The organism is Arthrobacter sp. 01T428 (genome assembly GCF_056398685.1).
In genome coordinates, this window is the sequence record NZ_JBFTPW010000003.1 from 177317 (window position 1) to 195305 (window position 17989).

Annotated in this window: 19 protein-coding genes; 6 read left to right on the plus strand and 13 right to left on the minus strand. The window is 63.0% G+C overall.

What is annotated here, in order from left to right; all coding sequences use genetic code 11:
• Positions 1-21 precede the first annotated feature (21 nt).
• The 13 genes from AC1DJB_RS06200 to AC1DJB_RS06260 form a co-directional block, all read right to left on the minus strand.
• Entirely contained in the window at positions 22-762 is a 741-nt protein-coding gene (locus tag AC1DJB_RS06200; protein WP_284989444.1) for an aldolase/citrate lyase family protein, read from the minus strand.
• The gene (locus AC1DJB_RS06205) at positions 762-1163 is read right to left on the minus strand and encodes a cupin domain-containing protein (protein ID WP_441432704.1); all 402 of its coding nucleotides are present in this window, start codon (positions 1161-1163) and stop codon (positions 762-764) included. Before AC1DJB_RS06205 ends, AC1DJB_RS06200 begins: the two co-directional genes overlap by 1 nt.
• A gap of 29 nt (positions 1164-1192) precedes the next feature.
• Entirely contained in the window at positions 1193-2116 is a 924-nt protein-coding gene (locus tag AC1DJB_RS06210) for a polysaccharide deacetylase family protein (RefSeq protein WP_441437436.1), read from the minus strand.
• Between the two features lie 84 nt (positions 2117-2200).
• A complete protein-coding gene (locus tag AC1DJB_RS06215; protein WP_059388282.1) occupies positions 2201-3025 on the minus strand; it encodes an MBL fold metallo-hydrolase in 825 nt (274 codons plus the stop codon).
• Positions 3022-3762, minus strand: coding sequence for an MBL fold metallo-hydrolase (locus AC1DJB_RS06220; RefSeq protein WP_307052701.1), 741 nt, complete (start codon positions 3760-3762; stop codon positions 3022-3024). Before AC1DJB_RS06220 ends, AC1DJB_RS06215 begins: the two co-directional genes overlap by 4 nt.
• 29 nt (positions 3763-3791) lie before the next feature.
• A complete protein-coding gene (locus AC1DJB_RS06225; RefSeq protein WP_307052700.1) occupies positions 3792-4466 on the minus strand; it encodes a cysteine hydrolase family protein in 675 nt (224 codons plus the stop codon).
• Between the two features lie 105 nt (positions 4467-4571).
• Complete coding sequence (locus AC1DJB_RS06230; protein ID WP_441437437.1) at positions 4572-6164, minus strand: ABC transporter substrate-binding protein; 1593 nt, start codon at positions 6162-6164, stop codon at positions 4572-4574.
• Positions 6165-6237: 73 nt separating this feature from the next.
• Positions 6238-7053, minus strand: a complete 816-nt coding sequence (locus AC1DJB_RS06235) for an MBL fold metallo-hydrolase (RefSeq protein WP_332601791.1) — start codon at positions 7051-7053, stop codon at positions 6238-6240.
• A gap of 10 nt (positions 7054-7063) precedes the next feature.
• Entirely contained in the window at positions 7064-7888 is an 825-nt protein-coding gene (locus tag AC1DJB_RS06240; protein ID WP_059388287.1) for an MBL fold metallo-hydrolase, read from the minus strand.
• A gap of 63 nt (positions 7889-7951) precedes the next feature.
• Positions 7952-9013, minus strand: a complete 1062-nt coding sequence (locus tag AC1DJB_RS06245) for an ABC transporter permease (protein ID WP_476910030.1) — start codon at positions 9011-9013, stop codon at positions 7952-7954.
• Positions 9010-9822 carry an ATP-binding cassette domain-containing protein gene (locus AC1DJB_RS06250; RefSeq protein WP_284989435.1) on the minus strand — a complete coding sequence of 271 codons (813 nt, stop codon included), beginning with the start codon at positions 9820-9822 and terminating at the stop codon, positions 9010-9012. Before AC1DJB_RS06250 ends, AC1DJB_RS06245 begins: the two co-directional genes overlap by 4 nt.
• A gap of 2 nt (positions 9823-9824) precedes the next feature.
• Positions 9825-10715 (minus strand): ABC transporter ATP-binding protein, encoded by an 891-nt coding sequence (locus AC1DJB_RS06255; protein ID WP_441432696.1) that lies wholly within the window; start codon positions 10713-10715, stop codon positions 9825-9827.
• Positions 10712-11614 carry an ABC transporter permease gene (locus AC1DJB_RS06260; RefSeq protein WP_441432695.1) on the minus strand — a complete coding sequence of 301 codons (903 nt, stop codon included), beginning with the start codon at positions 11612-11614 and terminating at the stop codon, positions 10712-10714. Before AC1DJB_RS06260 ends, AC1DJB_RS06255 begins: the two co-directional genes overlap by 4 nt.
• Before the next feature lie 272 nt (positions 11615-11886).
• On the opposite strand from AC1DJB_RS06260, the gene AC1DJB_RS06265 reads away from it, so the two are divergent.
• The 6 genes from AC1DJB_RS06265 (at position 11887) to AC1DJB_RS06290 (ending at position 17705) form a co-directional block, all read left to right on the plus strand.
• A complete protein-coding gene (locus tag AC1DJB_RS06265; RefSeq protein ID WP_307052695.1) occupies positions 11887-12864 on the plus strand; it encodes a branched-chain amino acid transaminase in 978 nt (325 codons plus the stop codon).
• Between the two features lie 33 nt (positions 12865-12897).
• Positions 12898-13803: an acetamidase/formamidase family protein gene (locus tag AC1DJB_RS06270; RefSeq protein WP_306963851.1), complete on the plus strand. Its 906-nt coding sequence runs from the start codon at positions 12898-12900 to the stop codon at positions 13801-13803.
• 33 nt (positions 13804-13836) lie between these two features.
• Positions 13837-15261: a dihydroorotase gene (locus AC1DJB_RS06275; RefSeq protein ID WP_306963853.1), complete on the plus strand. Its 1425-nt coding sequence runs from the start codon at positions 13837-13839 to the stop codon at positions 15259-15261.
• Positions 15262-15432: 171 nt separating this feature from the next.
• Positions 15433-16431 carry an aldo/keto reductase gene (locus tag AC1DJB_RS06280; protein ID WP_284989428.1) on the plus strand — a complete coding sequence of 333 codons (999 nt, stop codon included), beginning with the start codon at positions 15433-15435 and terminating at the stop codon, positions 16429-16431.
• A gap of 153 nt (positions 16432-16584) precedes the next feature.
• Positions 16585-17199 carry a PepSY domain-containing protein gene (locus tag AC1DJB_RS06285; protein WP_306963856.1) on the plus strand — a complete coding sequence of 205 codons (615 nt, stop codon included), beginning with the start codon at positions 16585-16587 and terminating at the stop codon, positions 17197-17199.
• A 116-nt stretch (positions 17200-17315) separates the two neighbouring features.
• Positions 17316-17705 carry an MmyB family transcriptional regulator gene (locus tag AC1DJB_RS06290; RefSeq protein WP_307052820.1) on the plus strand — a complete coding sequence of 130 codons (390 nt, stop codon included), beginning with the start codon at positions 17316-17318 and terminating at the stop codon, positions 17703-17705.
• Positions 17706-17989 lie beyond the last annotated feature (284 nt).

Genomic DNA, 17989 nt, shown 5'->3' on the forward strand with positions numbered 1-17989 from the left:
GAAGAACCACGCGGTTCATTTTCACAGGGAGTCACACCTCGTCACCCGGGTCTCCGGAGCGACGGCATCAGCCAGCTGCGCGATCATCGAGGCGAGCTCACGCTCCCAGTACACCGCGGCGCGATCGGCGCCCCGGGCGTGGACATCGCCGGCACTGGCAATGTCCGCGGCAGGAAGGCCCACGCTTTGGCCGGCGGCGCCGAGGACGTCGACGACGCGCTGGACAGACTCCTCAAGAGCGACCGCCCCGGGCCTCCCCTGTTTCATCAGTTCGCCGGCCAGGTCCGTGGGGCCAACCCAGCCGCCGTCGAAACACTCCAACGCGACGAAGTCTTCGACGGCGTCGACGGCTTCCACCGTCTCAAAAAGGACCGTCAGCCGGGGCTCCAGCGAATAGTCCGCACCAAACGCCGAGGCGAACGAAGCCTGTTTCGGCCGGAACCCATGAGGGCTGAACCTCGTCGCCCGATAGGCCCTTTCAAGTTCCTTCGGATGCCGCACCCTGGGGAGCACAATCTCGTCCACGCCCGTGTTCGCGAACGCCACCAAGGTCATGTCGTCGAGGTCGGGGACACGGACGGCCACCCGGGTGTTGGCGCCCGACAGTCGCTGGACCGCATCCGCGCATTGCTGCAAGGTCAATGTTGTCTGCTCTGCGTCGAGGACCACGAAATCCAGGTTTCGGTAGGCAACCACGGACAACAGCGTGGGCGTCGGCTCGGCCGTGATGAGTCCGACCTGCCGGACCAGCGACGCCGCCATCACTCGTCCGCCACGAACTGCCAGTCGGCGGGCTTGCTGACGCCGACAACAAGGTTGACGTCTTCGTCGCCGTCGTTGGTTATGCCATGGGTGGTGCCGCGGGGAATGTAGATGCCATCGCCAGGCTTGGCCCGGTACTCGGTGTCGCCCAGATGGACGAGGGGCTCGCCCGAGATGACCACGTAGAACTCGGAGGCATCGGGGTGGTGATGGCACAGGTGATGTTGCCCGGGGAGGATCCTGCCCCAACTGACGCAGAGGTCGTCGGAGCCGCTCAGGTCACGCGAGATGAGCGTAGAGACGAGCCCCTGGTCCCTTTGTCCGCGCAATCCCGTCTTCTCCAACGCCGTGAAGCCTTGCTCGTCCACGTTGTGGACCAAGCGCGAAATATCCGTGGCCATTGGAGTCCGTCCTCCCGGCATCGACGTCGTCACGCGCGGCCTTCGTACGCTGGTTGGAGCTGACCGGCGGCAGGCGGGTTGGCGATCCACCACCGGGCAATTTCCTCCCTAGTGGCGAACCAAACGTCGTTCCGGGCACGGGCATACTCCAGGAAGCGCCTGACGCCCAAGGCCACGCTGGGCCGCCCCCCGATGCGCAAGTGCACTCCCACGGACATCATCCTGGGCACGGTTTCCCCTTCGATCAGAAGGCAGTCGAGGCTGTCCTTCAGTACATTGAAGAAGTCATCCGCTGTCCCGAGGCTTCCGGGACCCCAAAACCTCGCGTCGTTCGTGTCGCCTGAGTAAGGGACCACAAGGTGGCGGGATTCCCCGGCGGAGACAAAATACGGCAGGTCATCCGCGTAGGAATTGGAGTCATAGAGGAAGCCCTCGTCCTTGAGGATCGCACGGGTGTTCTCCGTGATTCCTTCGCGGACGTACCAACCCACCGGCCGGACACCCGAGACTCCCTCGATCGCCGCGACGCAGGCCCGGATTTCGGCCAGTTCCTCGGCCGGAGTCATTCCAACGGTCCCCCGCCATTTGTAGCCGTGCGCGCAAATCTCGTGTCCATCGCGCACGATCGCCTGGGCGGCCTCCGGGTTTCGTTCCAGGGCTACACCGCACGCCATGAATGTCGCGGGCACGTTGTAGTCCCGGAGCAAAGCCAGAAAGCGCCAGATGCCTACCCTGCTGCCGTACTCGAAGAAGGATTCCTTCATCAAGCTCCGCCGCCGCGGATCCGAAGACCATCCACCGAAAATCGTGACGTCTTCATCGCTTTCATCACCGGCTTCTATGGAGCTCTCCGCGCCTTCCTCGTAGTTGATGACCATGGAGATGGCCACCTTGGCACCATTCGGCCACGTCACGACCGGGGGGTTTTCCCCGTATCCAATGAGGTCTCGCATTGACTCACTCCTTGCCGTTCGTCGCTATCAATCGAAGCGTCGAATTCTAGAATTCATTATATTGAACTGAACTTCACTATGCAATCAGCGGCCTTCCGCATAGACCCTCCTGTGCGCGGCCAATGACGTCCTGAGCATTCCGTCGACGTCGTCGATCACGTTGCCGTGGGCCGGGCCGATCAGTTTCGTGGGAAGCGTGTCCAGTACCGCTTCGATCGCCTCGAAGGCATCACTGACATCCACGAACTTCGTCCAGTAGAGAGCCCTCCCGGTGCCATACGCCGCTTGGTCCACGGTGGGAGGTTCCGGCATCTCGCCCGACAACAGGCGGCATTGGCCGGGAAGGTGGACCGGTTCGTCGTCGTCCTCTGCTTCCCCGTCTCCGCGCGCTGCGGGGACATCGTGGATAAAGGAGAAGCCGTCCGAAACGAACATCATCCGGGCGCCGTCGTCGTGGCCCCAGAGAGTGTTCTCCAGGTCCCGGATGAAGGCCGGAAGGAAGCGGAACTCCCGATTGCCAAGATCGATCCGGCTTCCGGCCGCCTGTGTCCGGAACCTGGAGCGGTATTCGGGGAAATGCAGGTGGTAGTCACGGACATCCCCCACTACGAGCGCCCCGGGATACTTGTCCAGCAGGGCAGGCAGGTTGCCGGCGTGCGGGATCTCGGGATGGGTCGGGAACACATAATCCAGGGGACGTTCACCGAGAACCAATTCAAGCTGGGCGAGAAGGAGGGCGCGGTGAGCCGGATCCCCCGTGTCCACCAAGAGCGTCGCTTTGGAGCCCACCACCAGGTAGGAGGAGACGTGATAGTGGACTTCCTGCCCCTGGGCGTTGGCCGACAGGCAGCCACCCAGCCAATAGGTTCCGTCGGCAAGCCATCGGAGTTCGACTGCATCGTGCTTCACTGGACTCTCACTCTCTGGATCCCGACTTCCTCGATTGCCCGCGCCAGCTGCTGTGCCTGCTCAAGGCACAGGTCCCTGCCCACAAAGGGTGTCCCGTAGCCGGGCCCGACGGCGCGGACATCGCGGTCCCGGAAGATGTCGGCAACGTTCCTGGCGATCGGCCCGGTATCTGCCCCTGTGAACCAGCGGAATTTCCGGAGCCCCTCGCGGGTCTCCGGCTTGGCACTCCCGCCGTGCGTGAACGCATCCGAGGTCAGCAGCGCGCCCGATTCCGGATCGAACACCCAGAGGGTCGGCAGGAGCCGGAGGAGCGGCGACACGAGTTCGACGACGACGCCGTCCTGCACTTCTACGCGCATCGACGTCCCCGGATCCACGGCAATCCGCTTGGATTCGGCCTTCGAACGGGGCACGGTGATTCCGCCCGTGTACCAGACCGCGCCAACCGCAAAGTGTTCCTCGATGGCCGGGATGTTGAGGCAGCATTCCATTTCTGTCCTGGTGAGGACAATGGATAGTGGCTCTCCGGGTGACAGCAGCCGGTCGAGCTGTTCGATGATGCCTTCCTGGTGAAGGCGAATCCCGGTGTCCACCAGCACTGAACCGGACGGCCCCTTGATCAAGTAGCAGTTCACCGCTTGCGCACGCTGTACGCCAGGCGGGCACCAGCTCACGCGCTCATCCAGTTCGATGTCCCCGCCGAGCCGGTAGATCCGGCCGCTCAGCAAACCGCCCATTTTCACTCCTTCCCTTGGATCCGGATGGTTCAGGAGGCGCTGGCTGTCTCCCAGACAGCAATAGCTTCGTCGAGGGTGCAGACGTCGTGCCGGGCCCGCATGACGGTCAACGCGGCGTCGTGCACCACCGTGTCGTAGGCTCCCACCGCATCCTCGAGCAGCACGGCATAGAAGTCGTTGTGCACGGCGTCGCGCAGGGTCGCTTCGACGCAGCCACCGGTGGAAACGCCCACGAGCGCCACCGACTCAATCCCCTGGCTGCGCAGCAGCAAGGCGAGTTCGGTGGCGATGAAAGCGCTGGGACGTCGCTTGGTGATCACGACTTCCCCGTCTTCGGGCATGCAGGGTTCGCAGAATTCCGTCGCGGGGTCGCCTTTGGCACTGAGCTTGCCGAGGTCAATGGGGCGGCCGTTCGCAGCGGTATAGAGGGCACGCAGCCAGGCCGCCGGCGAGCTTGCGCCGTCGGGAAGGTTCTCGACACGAATGTGGAAAACCGGCACCCCATTGGCACGGGCCGCGGTGATGGCCCGCCCGCATTTTTCGACGACGGACGGCATCATGCTCATGTCATGCCCGGAATCCCCAATTGCGCCACCGTGCGAAACAGCTCCCACCTGCATGTCGATGACAACCAGTGCAGTAGTGGCGGGATCGAGCAGTTCCTCGAGGGTGTCGCGGACGGGTTTGCCACAGATTTCAATCATGGTTTCTTCCTTCAAGCGGATCCGGGGTCACAGCGGATCTGGGGTCGGGTGAGTCCTGGCCGGCGGTCGCCCCGCCGGCCAGAACCATGTGCTTCTTGGGATTTGCTACTTGCCCAGACCGGCGAAATAGACCTGGTCGTTGGTGAGCGGTACCGCACCTGTCAAGGTGTCTTGCTTGACGATCAGGTTCCGGACCTCCACCAGGGAGAGGATCGGGGCGCCCTGGTCCACCAATCCGGCCATCTTCTTGAGCAGGGCCGCCCGCTGGTCCGTGTTCGTGCTCGGGGTGGCGGCCAGCTGGGTCCGGGCGGCATCGAATTCAGGATTGGACCATCCGGTGCTGTTGCTCGGAGCTCCCGTGGAGTAGAACGCGTAGGTGTAGAACGCGGGGTCTGCGATGACGATCGGCTCGGAGTACAGGACGGCCTGGAAGCGTCCGTCGATGAGCGCCGAGGAGAAGTCGGTCGGGCTCGCAACGTTCAACAGCTGCACCGTGATGCCCACCTTTGCCAGCATGGATTGGATGAGGACGGCTGAACTCTTCGCGACGGGACCCGGGCGGCTCACGCTGTAGCTGAGTGTCAGGGGGAATCCGTTCGCGTACTGGGTCTGTGCCAGCAGCTTCTTGGCCCCGTCGGGGTCATATTTGTAGGTGGGCGAATCCTTCACCGCGGGAAAGATCGAGCCCGCCGGGTCCGCGAGGCCGGCGTAGGCACCCTTGGCCAGGGCGGCCCGGTCGATCGCCATGGAGACTGCCTGGCGAACCTTCTCGTCTGCCAGCGGACCGGTCTTCGTGTTGAACATCATGGTGTCGCGTGTCTGGCTGGTGCACTTGAGGACACTTACCCCACTGACACCGGTCATGGAGCTGTATTGGTCATATTCGAAGCCGTTGGCAATCTGGGCCTCGCCGGTCTTCACCAATTGGGTCCGGGTCGCGGTGTCGGGAACGGCCTTGACCACAACCCGCTTTACCGAGCCTCGATCGCCTCCCCAGTTCGGGTCCGCGGTCACCGTCAGGGACGTCCCGGGAGTAAACTCCTCAAGCTTCCACCCGCTGTAATCGGCAAGGTTCTTCGAGAGCCACTTGTTGGCCGTGGGGTCATCCGGCGTGACGTGAAGTTTCGCTTCCTTGCTGTCGTGGATGTAGAAGAGATTGTTCTGCAGTGACTCGAGCGTGTATGACGTCATGCCGAGGGTGTTGAGTTCAACAGTGCGGTCATCGATCACCGTGACGAGGTTGTCCACATTGAATCCGCTGCTCTTGAGCGTCCCCTTCATGACGGGCTGCCGCACCATCCCGATCGCGAGGCTCCATTTCACGTCCTCGGCCGAGAGGGTGTTTCCAAACTGGCTCGTCAGCTTCCGCAGCTTGACGATGACCCCCTTGCCGTCCGGGGCGGCAACCGCACTTTCGGCGAGCCGGCCGGTCACCGCGGTAGACGGCGTCGAGCATGATTGGTCATCAGTTGCGCCGGTCTTGTACTCCAGCAACTGGGAACCGAGTCCGCTGAGCACAACGTGTGATGCACTGCCGCCCCACGGGGCGGGGGTGAGGCTGTCCGGGAGGGCGCCGACCGCAATGACGACCGACTCCGGCTTGGCCACCGCCGCGGTGGGAGTGGCTCCCCCGCATCCGGTGAGCGACACAGCTGCCGCTGCTGCGACCCAGCCGAGCAATAAACGCGAATTCTTCATAAGCCTGGTTCCAATTTCTGTACAGAGGGAAAGGACGTGTTACGAGTAGTGCGCTGCTGATGGGGGCAGTGGATTAGTAACGGTAGGCGTGCTTGTGGCCGGCCCGGATGATGGGCGCCACCTCCGGAATATTGGTGATCACGTTGCCGTGGGTGGGCGCTACGATCTTGACCCCAAGGTCATCCATCAGCTTGCCGACCCGGTCATAAACCTGGTCGGCGTCGTTGGCGAATCTGGCCCAGTACAACGCGCTGCCGGTAAAGAAGGCTGCGTTCTCGACCGCGATGGGTGCCGAGAGTTCATCTGTTGTCAGGCCACATTCGCCGGGGAGGTGCACCGGATCCTCATCATCGAGTTCCGGGCGGTGCATGTAGCAAAAACCGTCGGCCGTGAAAAGAACGCCCGACTTCGGTACGAAGCCCCATTGGGTATTTGGCAGGTCCCTGATCATGGCCTCGACGATCACGAATTCATACCCGCCGCCGAGATCCACTTTGTCCCCGGGAACCCGGGCGTGCAGGTTGGGCACGATCTGCGGGTAGAAGAGGTGGTAGTCCCGGATGTCGCCGACAACCTTGATATCGGGGTACTTCTCCACGAGGCGCGGAAGGTTTCCCGTGTGCGGAAGCTCCGGATGCGTCGGGAAGACGTAGCTCAGCGGTTTGTCCCCGAGCAAACCGTCAAGGGTTTCCGAAATGATGTTCCAGCTGGAGGGGTTGCCCGTATCAATGAGGATTGACGACTCGGTCCCTTGTACCAGGTACGTGGAGGTGTGCCCGTGGATAACGCGGTCCTGGAGGTGGAACGGCAGGCACGAACTCATCCAGGTGACGCCGTCGGCTACCTCGCGCGGAAGGTCGCGGCTCATGGTTTCTACTAGTTCTTCCATCGGGATTCTCCTATGCCTTTTCCGGTGTCAGCGCGGCGAGCATGAAATCAAGGTGCCGGCGGACGAGCTCGCGCCCGCGGATCACGCAACCGCGGGAAGGGGCGATGGTCTCTGGGGCCAGGGTCTCGAACTTGTCCGAGAGCCATTCCCGGAGCGGCTCGCACGTGGCCCGCGGGATCCACTCGTATTTCGCGTAGAGGTGCTCGGCGACCTGCTTGGCCGTGGTGGTGTCCTGGGCGATCGAGTCGATGATGCGGGAACCGTCCGGGCTCGTCATGGTGCCGTGGGTGAAGGTGTCGGAGGTGAAGATGGTTCCGGTATTCGCGTCCCAGCCCCAGAAGGTCGGGAGGAGCCGCAGGAGCGGCGACTCGATGGTCAAGTGACGGCCCGGCGCCACCTCGATCTCTGGGGTGCGGGCCATGGAATCTCCGCCCTCTCCCTTCTGGTCGATCTGCTGCCGGCGTCCTCGGAGCGCAAGCCGGCTGAGGTCATCGAAGGCATCGAAGGGGTTGATGGCGCCGCCGGTGAAGAGGCGTTCGATGTCGAACTTCCCGGCAATGGGTTCCAGGTTCGAAACGCAGTCCATCTCGCTCCGCGTGAAGAACATGGAGAGCCGGCCGTCGTCGTCGAGCAGTTCAACCAGGTCATCGAGGATTTCCTGGCTGTGGACTGCGAGCCCGGTGTCGACCAACAGTCGGCCGGACCCTTCGCTGAGGAGATAGCAATTCGACGGCTGGAAGCCGGTTGCCCCGGCCGGTACCCAGCTCACGCGGCCATCGAGCGGAATGGTTCCACCGAGGGCAATAACTTTATCTTCATGAACTTTAGTGAACATGTCTTCAATCTATTGAAGTCGGGAGACGTCTGTCAAGACTTCTCGGGGGCGGCTGAGGGCTTCTTAGGAGATGGTTGCCGGCGTTGCGCGCAGGCGCTTCTGACGGCGTCCTGCCACGGCTTTGCTGCGCGTACGGGGGTCCAGAAGGGTGATCAAGGCGTCGAGAACGACGTAGCCGAGCAAGCTTGTGGTTCCCATGACGAGGACAAAACCTTGAATGACGGGCACATCGCCTTTGAGTACGCCGTCGAGCGACCAACCACCCACTCCTGGCCAGGAAAAGACACTTTCCACAATGGCCGCTCCGCTGAGGGACGCGGCAAAGAGAAGTACCAAGTAGGTCATGAGTGACCCGCGGATGTCACTGAGGGCATATCGGAAGACCTGGGTGGGACGCAGTCCGCAGGCCCTCGCGAACTCGATTTGTGGTGATTGGAGCACCTGCAAGAGTCCCGAGCGCACCGTCTTTCCAAACGGGGCAGCAAAGAACAAACCCATCGTCACGATAGGAAGGACAGCGCGGCCGAGGATTGACGAAAACGTACCCCATTGGCCGGCAACTATGGCGTCGAGGGGAATTGATCCCGTGACGCGCGGCGGAGTGATCTGCGCACTGGAGAGCATGCCGATCGGTGCGGGCGCGATGCGCAGTTGTTGATAGAAGACGAACAGCAACACGAGGGCCAGCACGAATTCCGGCATGGCCATGAGGATGGATATCCAGAACGTGAAGGCTTTATCGGCAAAACGCCGGTAGCGATAAGCCGCGAACGTTCCACTCGCCATGCCGATGATGAGGGCCAAGGCGAGCCCCGGCACCATATAGATCAAGGTATTCGGGAGCCGGGTCAGGATTTCGCTGGACACCGAACTGCCCGTGAAGAGGGAATGGCCAAGGTCCCCGCTCAGGGTCCTGGACATGTACCCGAGGTAGCGTTCCCAGAAAGGCAGGTCCAGGCCAAGTTCCGCGTGGATACGGGCGACGTCTGCCGGGGTTGCGTATTCACCCAGAAGGGCCACCGCGGGGTCGCCGGGAAGAAGGGACACGAGGCCAAAGCTGAGGGTGATGAGGCCACACAGCAATAAGGCAGCAACAAGGAGCCTTGAAATGATGTAGCGGATCATGAAATCTGCCCCCGGGAATTCGTAGAGCCAACGACGGCGGAATAGGGAACTACCGGCAACGCAGCGGAAATCAGCGATTGGGTATAAGGGTGCTGCGGAGCCATCAAGACATCTCGGGTGGGACCAGTTTCGACGATTTTTCCGCGGTGCATGACAGCCACCGTGGAACAGAAGTGCCGGACCGTTTCGATGTCGTGGGAAATGAAGACGTACGTGAGGCCGCGCGAAGCCCTGAGGCGCGCGAGGGTGCGCAGGATAGAGGCGCGGATAGTCAGGTCCAACGAGGACGTTGGCTCATCCAGGACCACCAGGCTGGGATTCGTGACCAGGGCGCGTGCGATGCCCACGCGCTGCTGCTGTCCCCCGCTGAGGTTCGCCGGGCGCCGGTCCATGAAATCGGCCGAGAGGCCCACCTCTTCCAATGTCGCCAGGACCCGCAGCCGCCGCTCGGCACGGTCGCCCATCCGGGCGACGATGAGCGGCTCCTCGACGATCTGCCGGATCGTCAGGCGCGGGTTCAATGACGCGAAGGGTTCCTGGAAGACGATCTGCCAATGGCGCCGCTTCCGGCGGAGTTCGCCACGGCCAAGGGCCAACACGTCCTGCCCCTCGATAACGACGGATCCGGAATCCGGCTCGGCGAGCCTCAGGATCAAGCGGCCCAGGGTCGACTTGCCAGAACCGCTTTCGCCGATGACGCCGAGCGTCTCGCCGGCTTCCACGGACAGGGTGATTCCATCCACGGCGCGTGCTTCCCCATGGGGAGTACGGAAGATCTTCGTGACATCCACGAGTTCAAGGAGCGGCATTCTCAAGACCTCCGGGCTTCGGACAATTGGACCGTGGAGGGGTTAGGCGCTTCCGGCTCCGCGGTATCCGGAGCTTCGGCGTCCCCTGGAACGAATTGCGTCTCATCTTCGGGACGCACCACCGAGTTGAGCAGGGAGATCGTGTAAGGATGCCGCGGACGGACAAAAACGTCCTCAACGAGTCCTTGTTCCACGATATTTCCGCGATACATGACAAGGACGCGGTTGCAGTAGGAGGCCACCACCCCGAGGTCATGGGTCACGATCAGCATCGAACGGCCGCTCTCGACCGTCAGCCGGCGAAGGGTGTCCAGGACCTGGCGCTGGACGGTGAGGTCCAGCGCCGTCGTCGGCTCATCGGCGATCACCAGCTGCGGGTTGAGGTAAAGCGCCATGGCGATGACGACGCGCTGGGCCATGCCGCCGCTGAGTTCGTGCGCGTAACCGCGCATCACGCGTCCCGGATCGCGGACTCCCGTCGACTCCAAGAGCTGTAGTGCACGGCTGCGCTCGGAGGCATCAACCTTCACTCCGTGCGCCTTGGCGATATTGGCGAACTGCTTTTCGATGCGGGTCACCGGATTCAAGGCGCTGAACGGATTCTGGGCGATGAATCCGATCTCCTTGCCCCTGATTTGGCGCATTTCCCGCTCGGGCAGGTCCAGGAGGCTGCGTCCGGCGAAGTTGACGTTGCCGGCAGACACCTTGCCCGGCGGCATCAACAGCTTCGTGATGGAGCGGACCACGGTCGATTTGCCCGAGCCGGATTCACCGACGATCCCGACAATCTCGTTGTCCTGCACCTCAAAGGAGACGCCATGCAGCGCCCGGACCACACCCCGGGGAGTGTGGAACTCGGTTTCGAGTTCCCGGACTTGGAGGGTCTTGTTCATCGGGTGTGCTCCACTCGTTCCATCTTGTCCTCAATGGCACCGGCGATGATGTTGAGAGAACCGATGACCAGGAGGAGGGCGAGCGCCGGAAAAGCCACGGCCCACCACTGGCCGCGGATGAGCATGCTCACGCCGTCGTCGATCATCGCGCCCCAGCTTGGCTGGGGCGGTTTGACCCCGACGCCGAGGAAGTTCAAGGCGGCAATCGTGCTCAGGGCGCCGGCCGTGGTCAGCGTGGCCTGCACGAGGATCACGCCGTAGGCGTTCCTGAAGATGTGGTTGAAGGCCACGCGGATGGGCGAGCATCCGATGGCCACTGCTGCCTCAACGTACCGTGACGAGCGGAGCGAAATCGCCGCCGCACGGGATAAACGGACAAAGCGCGGAGCCGCAACCAGGGCGATGGCGAGGATGACATCGGTGGCTCCGCCGCCCATGAGCTGGATGGACACCACGGCTATCACGATGATGGGGAGGGCGGCGAAGGCGTCGACTACGCGCATGATCGCCTCGCCCGCCATGCCGGTAGTAGCGAAGAGGCCCAAGGGAACGCCGATGACAAGGGCAATGGCCGTCGCCGCGAGGGATATGGGAAGGTCGAGCCTCGCCGATTCAATCGTCCGGGAGAACACGTCCATGCCGTTGCCGTCCGTGCCGAACCAATGAACGGAGTTGGGGGCCAGGGCCATGGATTCCACGTCCGGCTGGAGGGGGTTTTGGGGAAGGTGGAGAAAAATCGCCGCGAGCGGGAGTCCCACAATGAAGGCGGCGGCGACGACGGCGAGGACCGCCCCTGATCGCTTGTACGCCCAGGCCCTGCCTTGCTTGGCCCAGCCCGACGCACGTCCGCCCAGGGACCTCACTGGAGTCCGGGACTCGGCTGTCGTAGTTTCACTCAATTGGCACTCGATCCGGTTGACGGGTGTAGGTGAAAGCCTTCTTTTGACTGGCGCATGAGGGGCTCCAGCCACTCGACATCCTGCCGAGAATTTGCATATCGAAGTTTCATCACTTTATTGAAGTCTATGATTGTGTGTCAATGGTCACTGTTGACAGGACCATCAAGCGTCTTCATTATGGTGACAACACCAACAGTAAGATGAAGACGGATGTCAACCTTGGTGTGAAGCCGAGCCCTGATCTGTTTTCCGAACACGATTTGGAGACAACAATGACCAATCTGAGTAAATCGGCAACTGTGACCGACACCAAAGAGCCCGCATTCGAGCCCAGCGTTCGCTACCTGCTCCGTGACGGTGAACTGGTGGAGTACGCGGATGCCAAGCTCCATGTCCTGAGCACCACGTTGAAGTACGGCGTCGGCGTCTTCGAAGGGTTCCGCGCCTACTGGAGCGATGAGGACCAGCAGCTCTACGCCTTCCGGGTGGCCGATCACATGCGCCGCTTGATTGACTCGATGCGGGTGGTGGAAATCGACGGACCGCGCGACATCGGCGTCTTGAGTGAACAATTGCTCGGCCTGGTGCGGGCGAACGAGCTACGCGGGAACCTCCACATGCGCGCACAAGTATTCGTCGACTCGAGCGACGGCAAGCCGGAGGACACCGGCCCTGTCTCCGTATTTATGGCGGCCATCCCCATGGGCAACTATTTCGGTGCCAGCGGACTGGACGTGCAGATCAGCAGTTGGGCCCGCTTGTCCGACCGCTCCATGCCGCCCCGCGTCAAATCGATCGCCAACTACCAAAACGGGCGCCTTGCCATGCTGGAGGCCCGGCGCAACGGTTACGACGCAGCCCTTCTGCTGACCGAGGACGGCCATGTTGCCGAAGGTGCCGGCTACAACGTGTTCATGGTCCGCCAGGGCCGGTTGTGCACTCCCCCGGCAACGGACAGCATCCTGGAGGGGATCACCCGGGACAGCGTCCTGCATCTGGCACGCAACGTCCTCGGCGTCGAGGTCGACATCCGCCCGATCGACCGCACGGAACTCTACTCGGCCGACGAAATCTTCGTGTGCGGCAGCGCCGCCGAAATCAACCACGTTTCTTCCGTGGACCGCACGCCCATCGGCGACGGTACTGCGGGTGAACTCACCCGCCAGCTGCAGCACGCGTACCGGCAGGCCGTCGTCGGAAGGGTCGCCGCCGATCAACAGTGGGCACAGCCCGTCTACCCCACCGCATAGCTTCACCCCGCCGACTCAAACGAAAGGGGCAGCATGCTGAACATGCTCCACGCAAGCCATGAATCGGCGTCGGGATCCTTTGACCGCGACGCCACCCCCGTGATCGAAGTAAGCCAGGGCGAGCAGTTCTCCCTCGGCGCCCGGAGCCTACTGACAGGCGGCCTGTTCGAAAGTACCGGGGAGTACGAGAAGTTGTCGATCCCCGTGACCGGGCCGGTGGCAGTGCGCGGCGCCAATCCCGGGGACACGCTCCGTATTGACGTCCACGAGATCCGGATAGCGGACCGGGGCGCCATGGTGACACTTCCCGGGCGCGGCGGTTTCACCGGCGGACTGGGGCGGTCCGGCCGGGTGGTAGAGATTGCGGACGGGAGCGTCCGGTTCGACGACGACATCCGGATTCCCATCCGGCCCATGATCGGGAAAATCGGTGTGGCACCGGCCGATGGGAATCCCAACTCCAGCACCGTCGGAATGCACGGCGGCAATATGGACTGCAAGGACGTCACCGCCGGTTCCGCCGTGATCCTGCCCGTGCAGAGCGCGAACGCCTTGCTCTACGCCGGCGACCTTCATGCGGTACAGGGCGACGGCGAGTGCTCCCTTACCGCCGTCGAGGTCGAGGGCAGCGTTGTCCTCTCCTGCCACGTCTTGCCCGGGGTCACCGTCAAACGGCCGGTGGTCTTGTCCGGGGGTTCCGTCATCACGATCGGCGACGGCGAGACGCTCGACGACGCCGCGCGGCTGGCGCTCGACGACATGCTCGAACTCCTGCAGGCGGACCGGAAGTGGACCCGCGAGAAGACAGCGATGCTGATGAGCGCGGCCGCAGACGTTTCCGTGTCCCAGCTCGTCAACGCCCGTGCCTCGGTCAAAGTCTCCCTTGCCGCCCGCTACTTCACCTCCGCACCGTTTTCCCTTGAACCTCACCAACACTGAACCGTCACCAACACTGAAAGGCGCGACCCCCTGATGCTTGATCTCGTTCTCACCAACGGCTTGGTCGTTACCCCGTCTGGCGCCAAAACCCTGGACATCGGCATCGCGGGAGGCAAGATTGTGTCCCTCCGCGAGACCGGCCTCGGACACACGGAGGAAGCGACACGTACGGTCGATCTCCGCGGCCAATTGGTTGTCCCCGGCGGCGTAGACCCGCATGTCCACACCAATTCCGTCCTTCCGACGGCGGCCGAAAGCGGAATCAAGTGTTTTGGCCCCGACCGGGTGAGCGAGGGCGCCATCTATGGCGGCACCACCACGCTGGTGGACTTCGCGCATTGGCAACCCGGCGATGAGCTCTCGGAGTCCTTTGCCCGCAAATCGGCCGAGTGGGCCGGGTCAAGCTACACCGACTACGCCTTGCACGGCACGTTCAAGGAACCGGAGATTCCATTCGAGGTACTCGAGCAGATTCCCGACGCCGTCGCGGCCGGCCATGGCAGCTACAAGGTCTGGATGACCAACACCACCCCGACGCGCCCCAAGCAGAAGACAGACCTCGGCAACATGTGGGGGCTCATGCAACAAACAGCCCAGGCCGGGGCAATGCTCGCGGTGCACGCCGAGGACGACGACATTGTCATGTACGCCTACAAGCAATTGCAGCGCGAAGGCAGGATCGGGCTGGAGAACATGCACCACGCCCACAACAACCTCTCGGAAAAGTTGTCCTTCCAGCGGGTCATCACCCTCGCGGAGCACGTTGGTGCGCCCATCTACCTCATGCACGTCAGCGCCCGCGAAGGCGTGGACGCCATCCGCGAGGCACGCGGGCGCGGCCAAGCGGTGTACGGCGAGATCCTCCCGCACTACGCGTACTTCACGGCGGAAGACTACAAACAGAAGAACGGCGCGATTTATCACACCTACCCGTCCTTGAAGTCGGAAACGGACCGCGACTCCATGTGGGAATCGTTGCTCGAAGGCTCACTCAGCACCCTAGCAACCGACGGCGTGTGCACCGACCTTGAGGTGAAGACCCGCGGCAAGACCATTCTTGACGCCACGGGCGGTCATGCCGGCGTCGAAATGCGCATGGCCGTCGCGTACACCGAAGGGGTGGCCAAACGCGGTCTTGACCTGACCCGCTTTGTTGACATCACCTCGGCCAACGCGGCGAAGATCCTCGGCCTGTACCCGCAGAAGGGCGTGATCGCGGTGGGCAGCGACGCCGATCTGGCGGTCCTGGACACCACAGTGAAGAAAGCCATCCATGCCGAGGACCTGCACGAAGCCGACTACACCCCGTGGGACGGCTACGAGGTGGCGGCGTGGCCGAGCATGACGGTCCTGCGCGGGCAGGTCATGGTTGAAAACCGGGAATTGAAGGCAGAAGCCGGTGGCTCGCTGCTCAAGCAGCATGTCTCGAGCGACGTCCGGAACCGGCCGGCCTGCTGACAAGCAGCCCCCGACGGCGGCGGCTCACTTGGGCCCCCGACGGCGGCGGACCGCCGCCGTCGGGAGCTCCGCGCTGAGAGAGGTACTGACAGGGACTCCCTGACAGTACCGACGCGTCCCTAGTGTTGACGGCAAGGCTGGATCTTGTTTCACGACACAGGAGGACGAACGATGGAAAAGCGCACACTGGGCACCCACGGCTTGGAGGTCTCCGCCGTCGGACTGGGCTGCATGAGCATGACAGGTGGATACAGCGACAAGCCGGACCGGCAGGAAATGATCTCGCTGATCCGTGCCGCCGTGGACCGGGGCGTGACATTCTTCGACACTGCCGAAATCTATGGCCCGTACGCCAACGAGGAGCTCGTGGGCGAAGCGCTCGCTCCGTACAAGGGCCAAGTGGTGATCGCCACCAAGTTCGGGTGGGACATCGATCCCGCAGAACGCAAGCCGAGCGGGCGCGTGAGCAGCCGCCCGGAGGTGATCAAGGAGGTCGTGGACGGCTCTTTGCGCCGGCTGGGCGTCGACGCAATCGACCTCTACTACCAGCACCGGGTGGATCCCGACGTTCCTATCGAAGACGTGGCAGGTGCGGTCAAGGAACTAATCGAGGCCGGCAAGGTGAAGCACTTCGGCATGTCCGAAGCGTCCGCCGGAACCATCCGCCGGGCGCATGCCGTCCAGCCCCTGAGCGCCGTCCAAAGCGAATACTCCCTCTGGTGGCGCCGCCCCGAGGAAGAAGTGCTGGCCGCGTGCGAGGAACTGGGCATCGGCTTTGTGCCCTACAGCCCGCTCGGCAAGGGCTTCCTGACGGGAACCATTACCGCGGACACCAGTTTCGACGCCGGCAACGACATCCGCAGCACCATCCCCCGGTTCGCGCCGGATGCGCTCCAGCACAATGCCGCCGTCGTCGAGTTGCTCGCGAACATCGCACAACGCAAGGGTGCCACGCCCGGTCAGATCGCCTTGGCCTGGCTCCTGGCACAGAAGCCCTGGATCGTCCCGATCCCCGGAACGCGCAAGCTGCACCGCTTGGAGGAAAACATCGGTGCCGCCGCCGTCGAATTGTCAGCCGCGGAACTGGGCGAAATCGAGGACGCCGCCTCCAGGATCCAGGTGCAGGGCGGGCGCTACAACGACGCCGCGGAACGGATGACCAACCTCTAGGCGTACGCATGGTGCCACGCTTCCGGATGCTGTGAGCCGGACAAAAATGTCACAGTCCAGGCACAGCATAGGTATACAGGGGCCAAAGCGTGGGGTTCGAGGATGGGATACAGCTTCGAACCCCTCGGAGTTGAACCTCTAAGGAGCAACATCGTGAACAAAGTCCGGAAAATCGCCGTAGGCGCCGCCTTGATTGGCGCCGTCGCAGGCGGCGGAGCCCTCACCGCCATGGCCCTGCCCGCTAACGCCGCAACTACTGACACCTCGACCGCCAGCCCATCCGCCCCCGCCACGAACGGCGGCAACCATGGGAACGAAACCGACCTCACCGGTGACACCGCAACAAAGGTGAAGGCCGCTGTACTTGCCGCCAACTCCGGCGCCACGGTGGAGAACATGACTACCGAAGACGACGGCAGCGCCGCCTACGAAGCCCACATCACCAAGTCGGACGGCACCCACGCCACCGTCAAGCTCGATGCGAGCTTCAAGGTCACCGCAACCGAAACCGGCGGCCCGGGCGGCGGGAAGGGCGGCCACGGCAACCACGGAAGCGAAACCGACCTCACGGGTGACACCGCAGCCAAAGTGAAGGCCGCCGTACTGGCCGCCAACTCCGGCGCCACGGTGGAGAACATGACCACCGAAGACGACGGCAGCGCCGCCTACGAAGCCCACATCACCAAGTCGGACGGTACCCACGCCACTGTCAAGCTCGATGCGAGCTTCAAGGTCACCGCAACCGAAACCGGCGGCCCCGGTCACTAACCCCCCAAGGCAACCAAGCGCTGTGGGCGGATACGGCACCCAGCGGTATCCGCCCACGGCGCTTAAACGGTGTACTGACAGGACCTCCCACACTTCCCGTGCCGGAAGTAGCCTGAATCCATGGACGCAACTTCTACATCGATTGGGAGCAAGGCGCGAACGACATTGTGGCCACCCTGCGCAGTTACGCCGGACGGCAGCCACACAACAAGGGCCTAAGTGATCTGGTCGGCGAGCTCGCTACCCGGAGCGAGGAATTCCGCACACGCTGGGCCGCCCACAACGTCCGCTTCCACCGGACCGGCATCAAGCGCATGCATCACCCTGTGGTCGGGGATCTCGAACTCAGCTACGAGGCAATGGAACTGCCGGCCAACCCCGGGTGGACGATGTTCGCCTATACGGCGGAACCAGGGTCGGCGAGCGACGAACGCCTGAAACTGCTCGCGAGTTGGGCGGCCACCACCGCAAGCGAACTGGCGGCGCCGGCGTCGATCTCGGACTGAGCCCGGTGTGGGTAGGACCGCCAATCCTAGGAAAAGCAGGGAGCGGCCTAGCTGCTGACATCGTCTTCCGGAGCGCTTAGCGTCTTTAACAGGACCTTGAACGACGGCGGTTCCGCCTTGAGTATTCGGGTTTTTTCCAGCCGCTAACTGATTACAGTCCAGGGCTCCACGTTTTAGATGAGAAGAAGATGACTATGGATTTTTCGTTGATGATGGCCTGCGCGGTCATTGGCCTCGTGAACAATGACAGCCGCAGTGCCTTGCCGGGGGCACCGGTTGTTCCG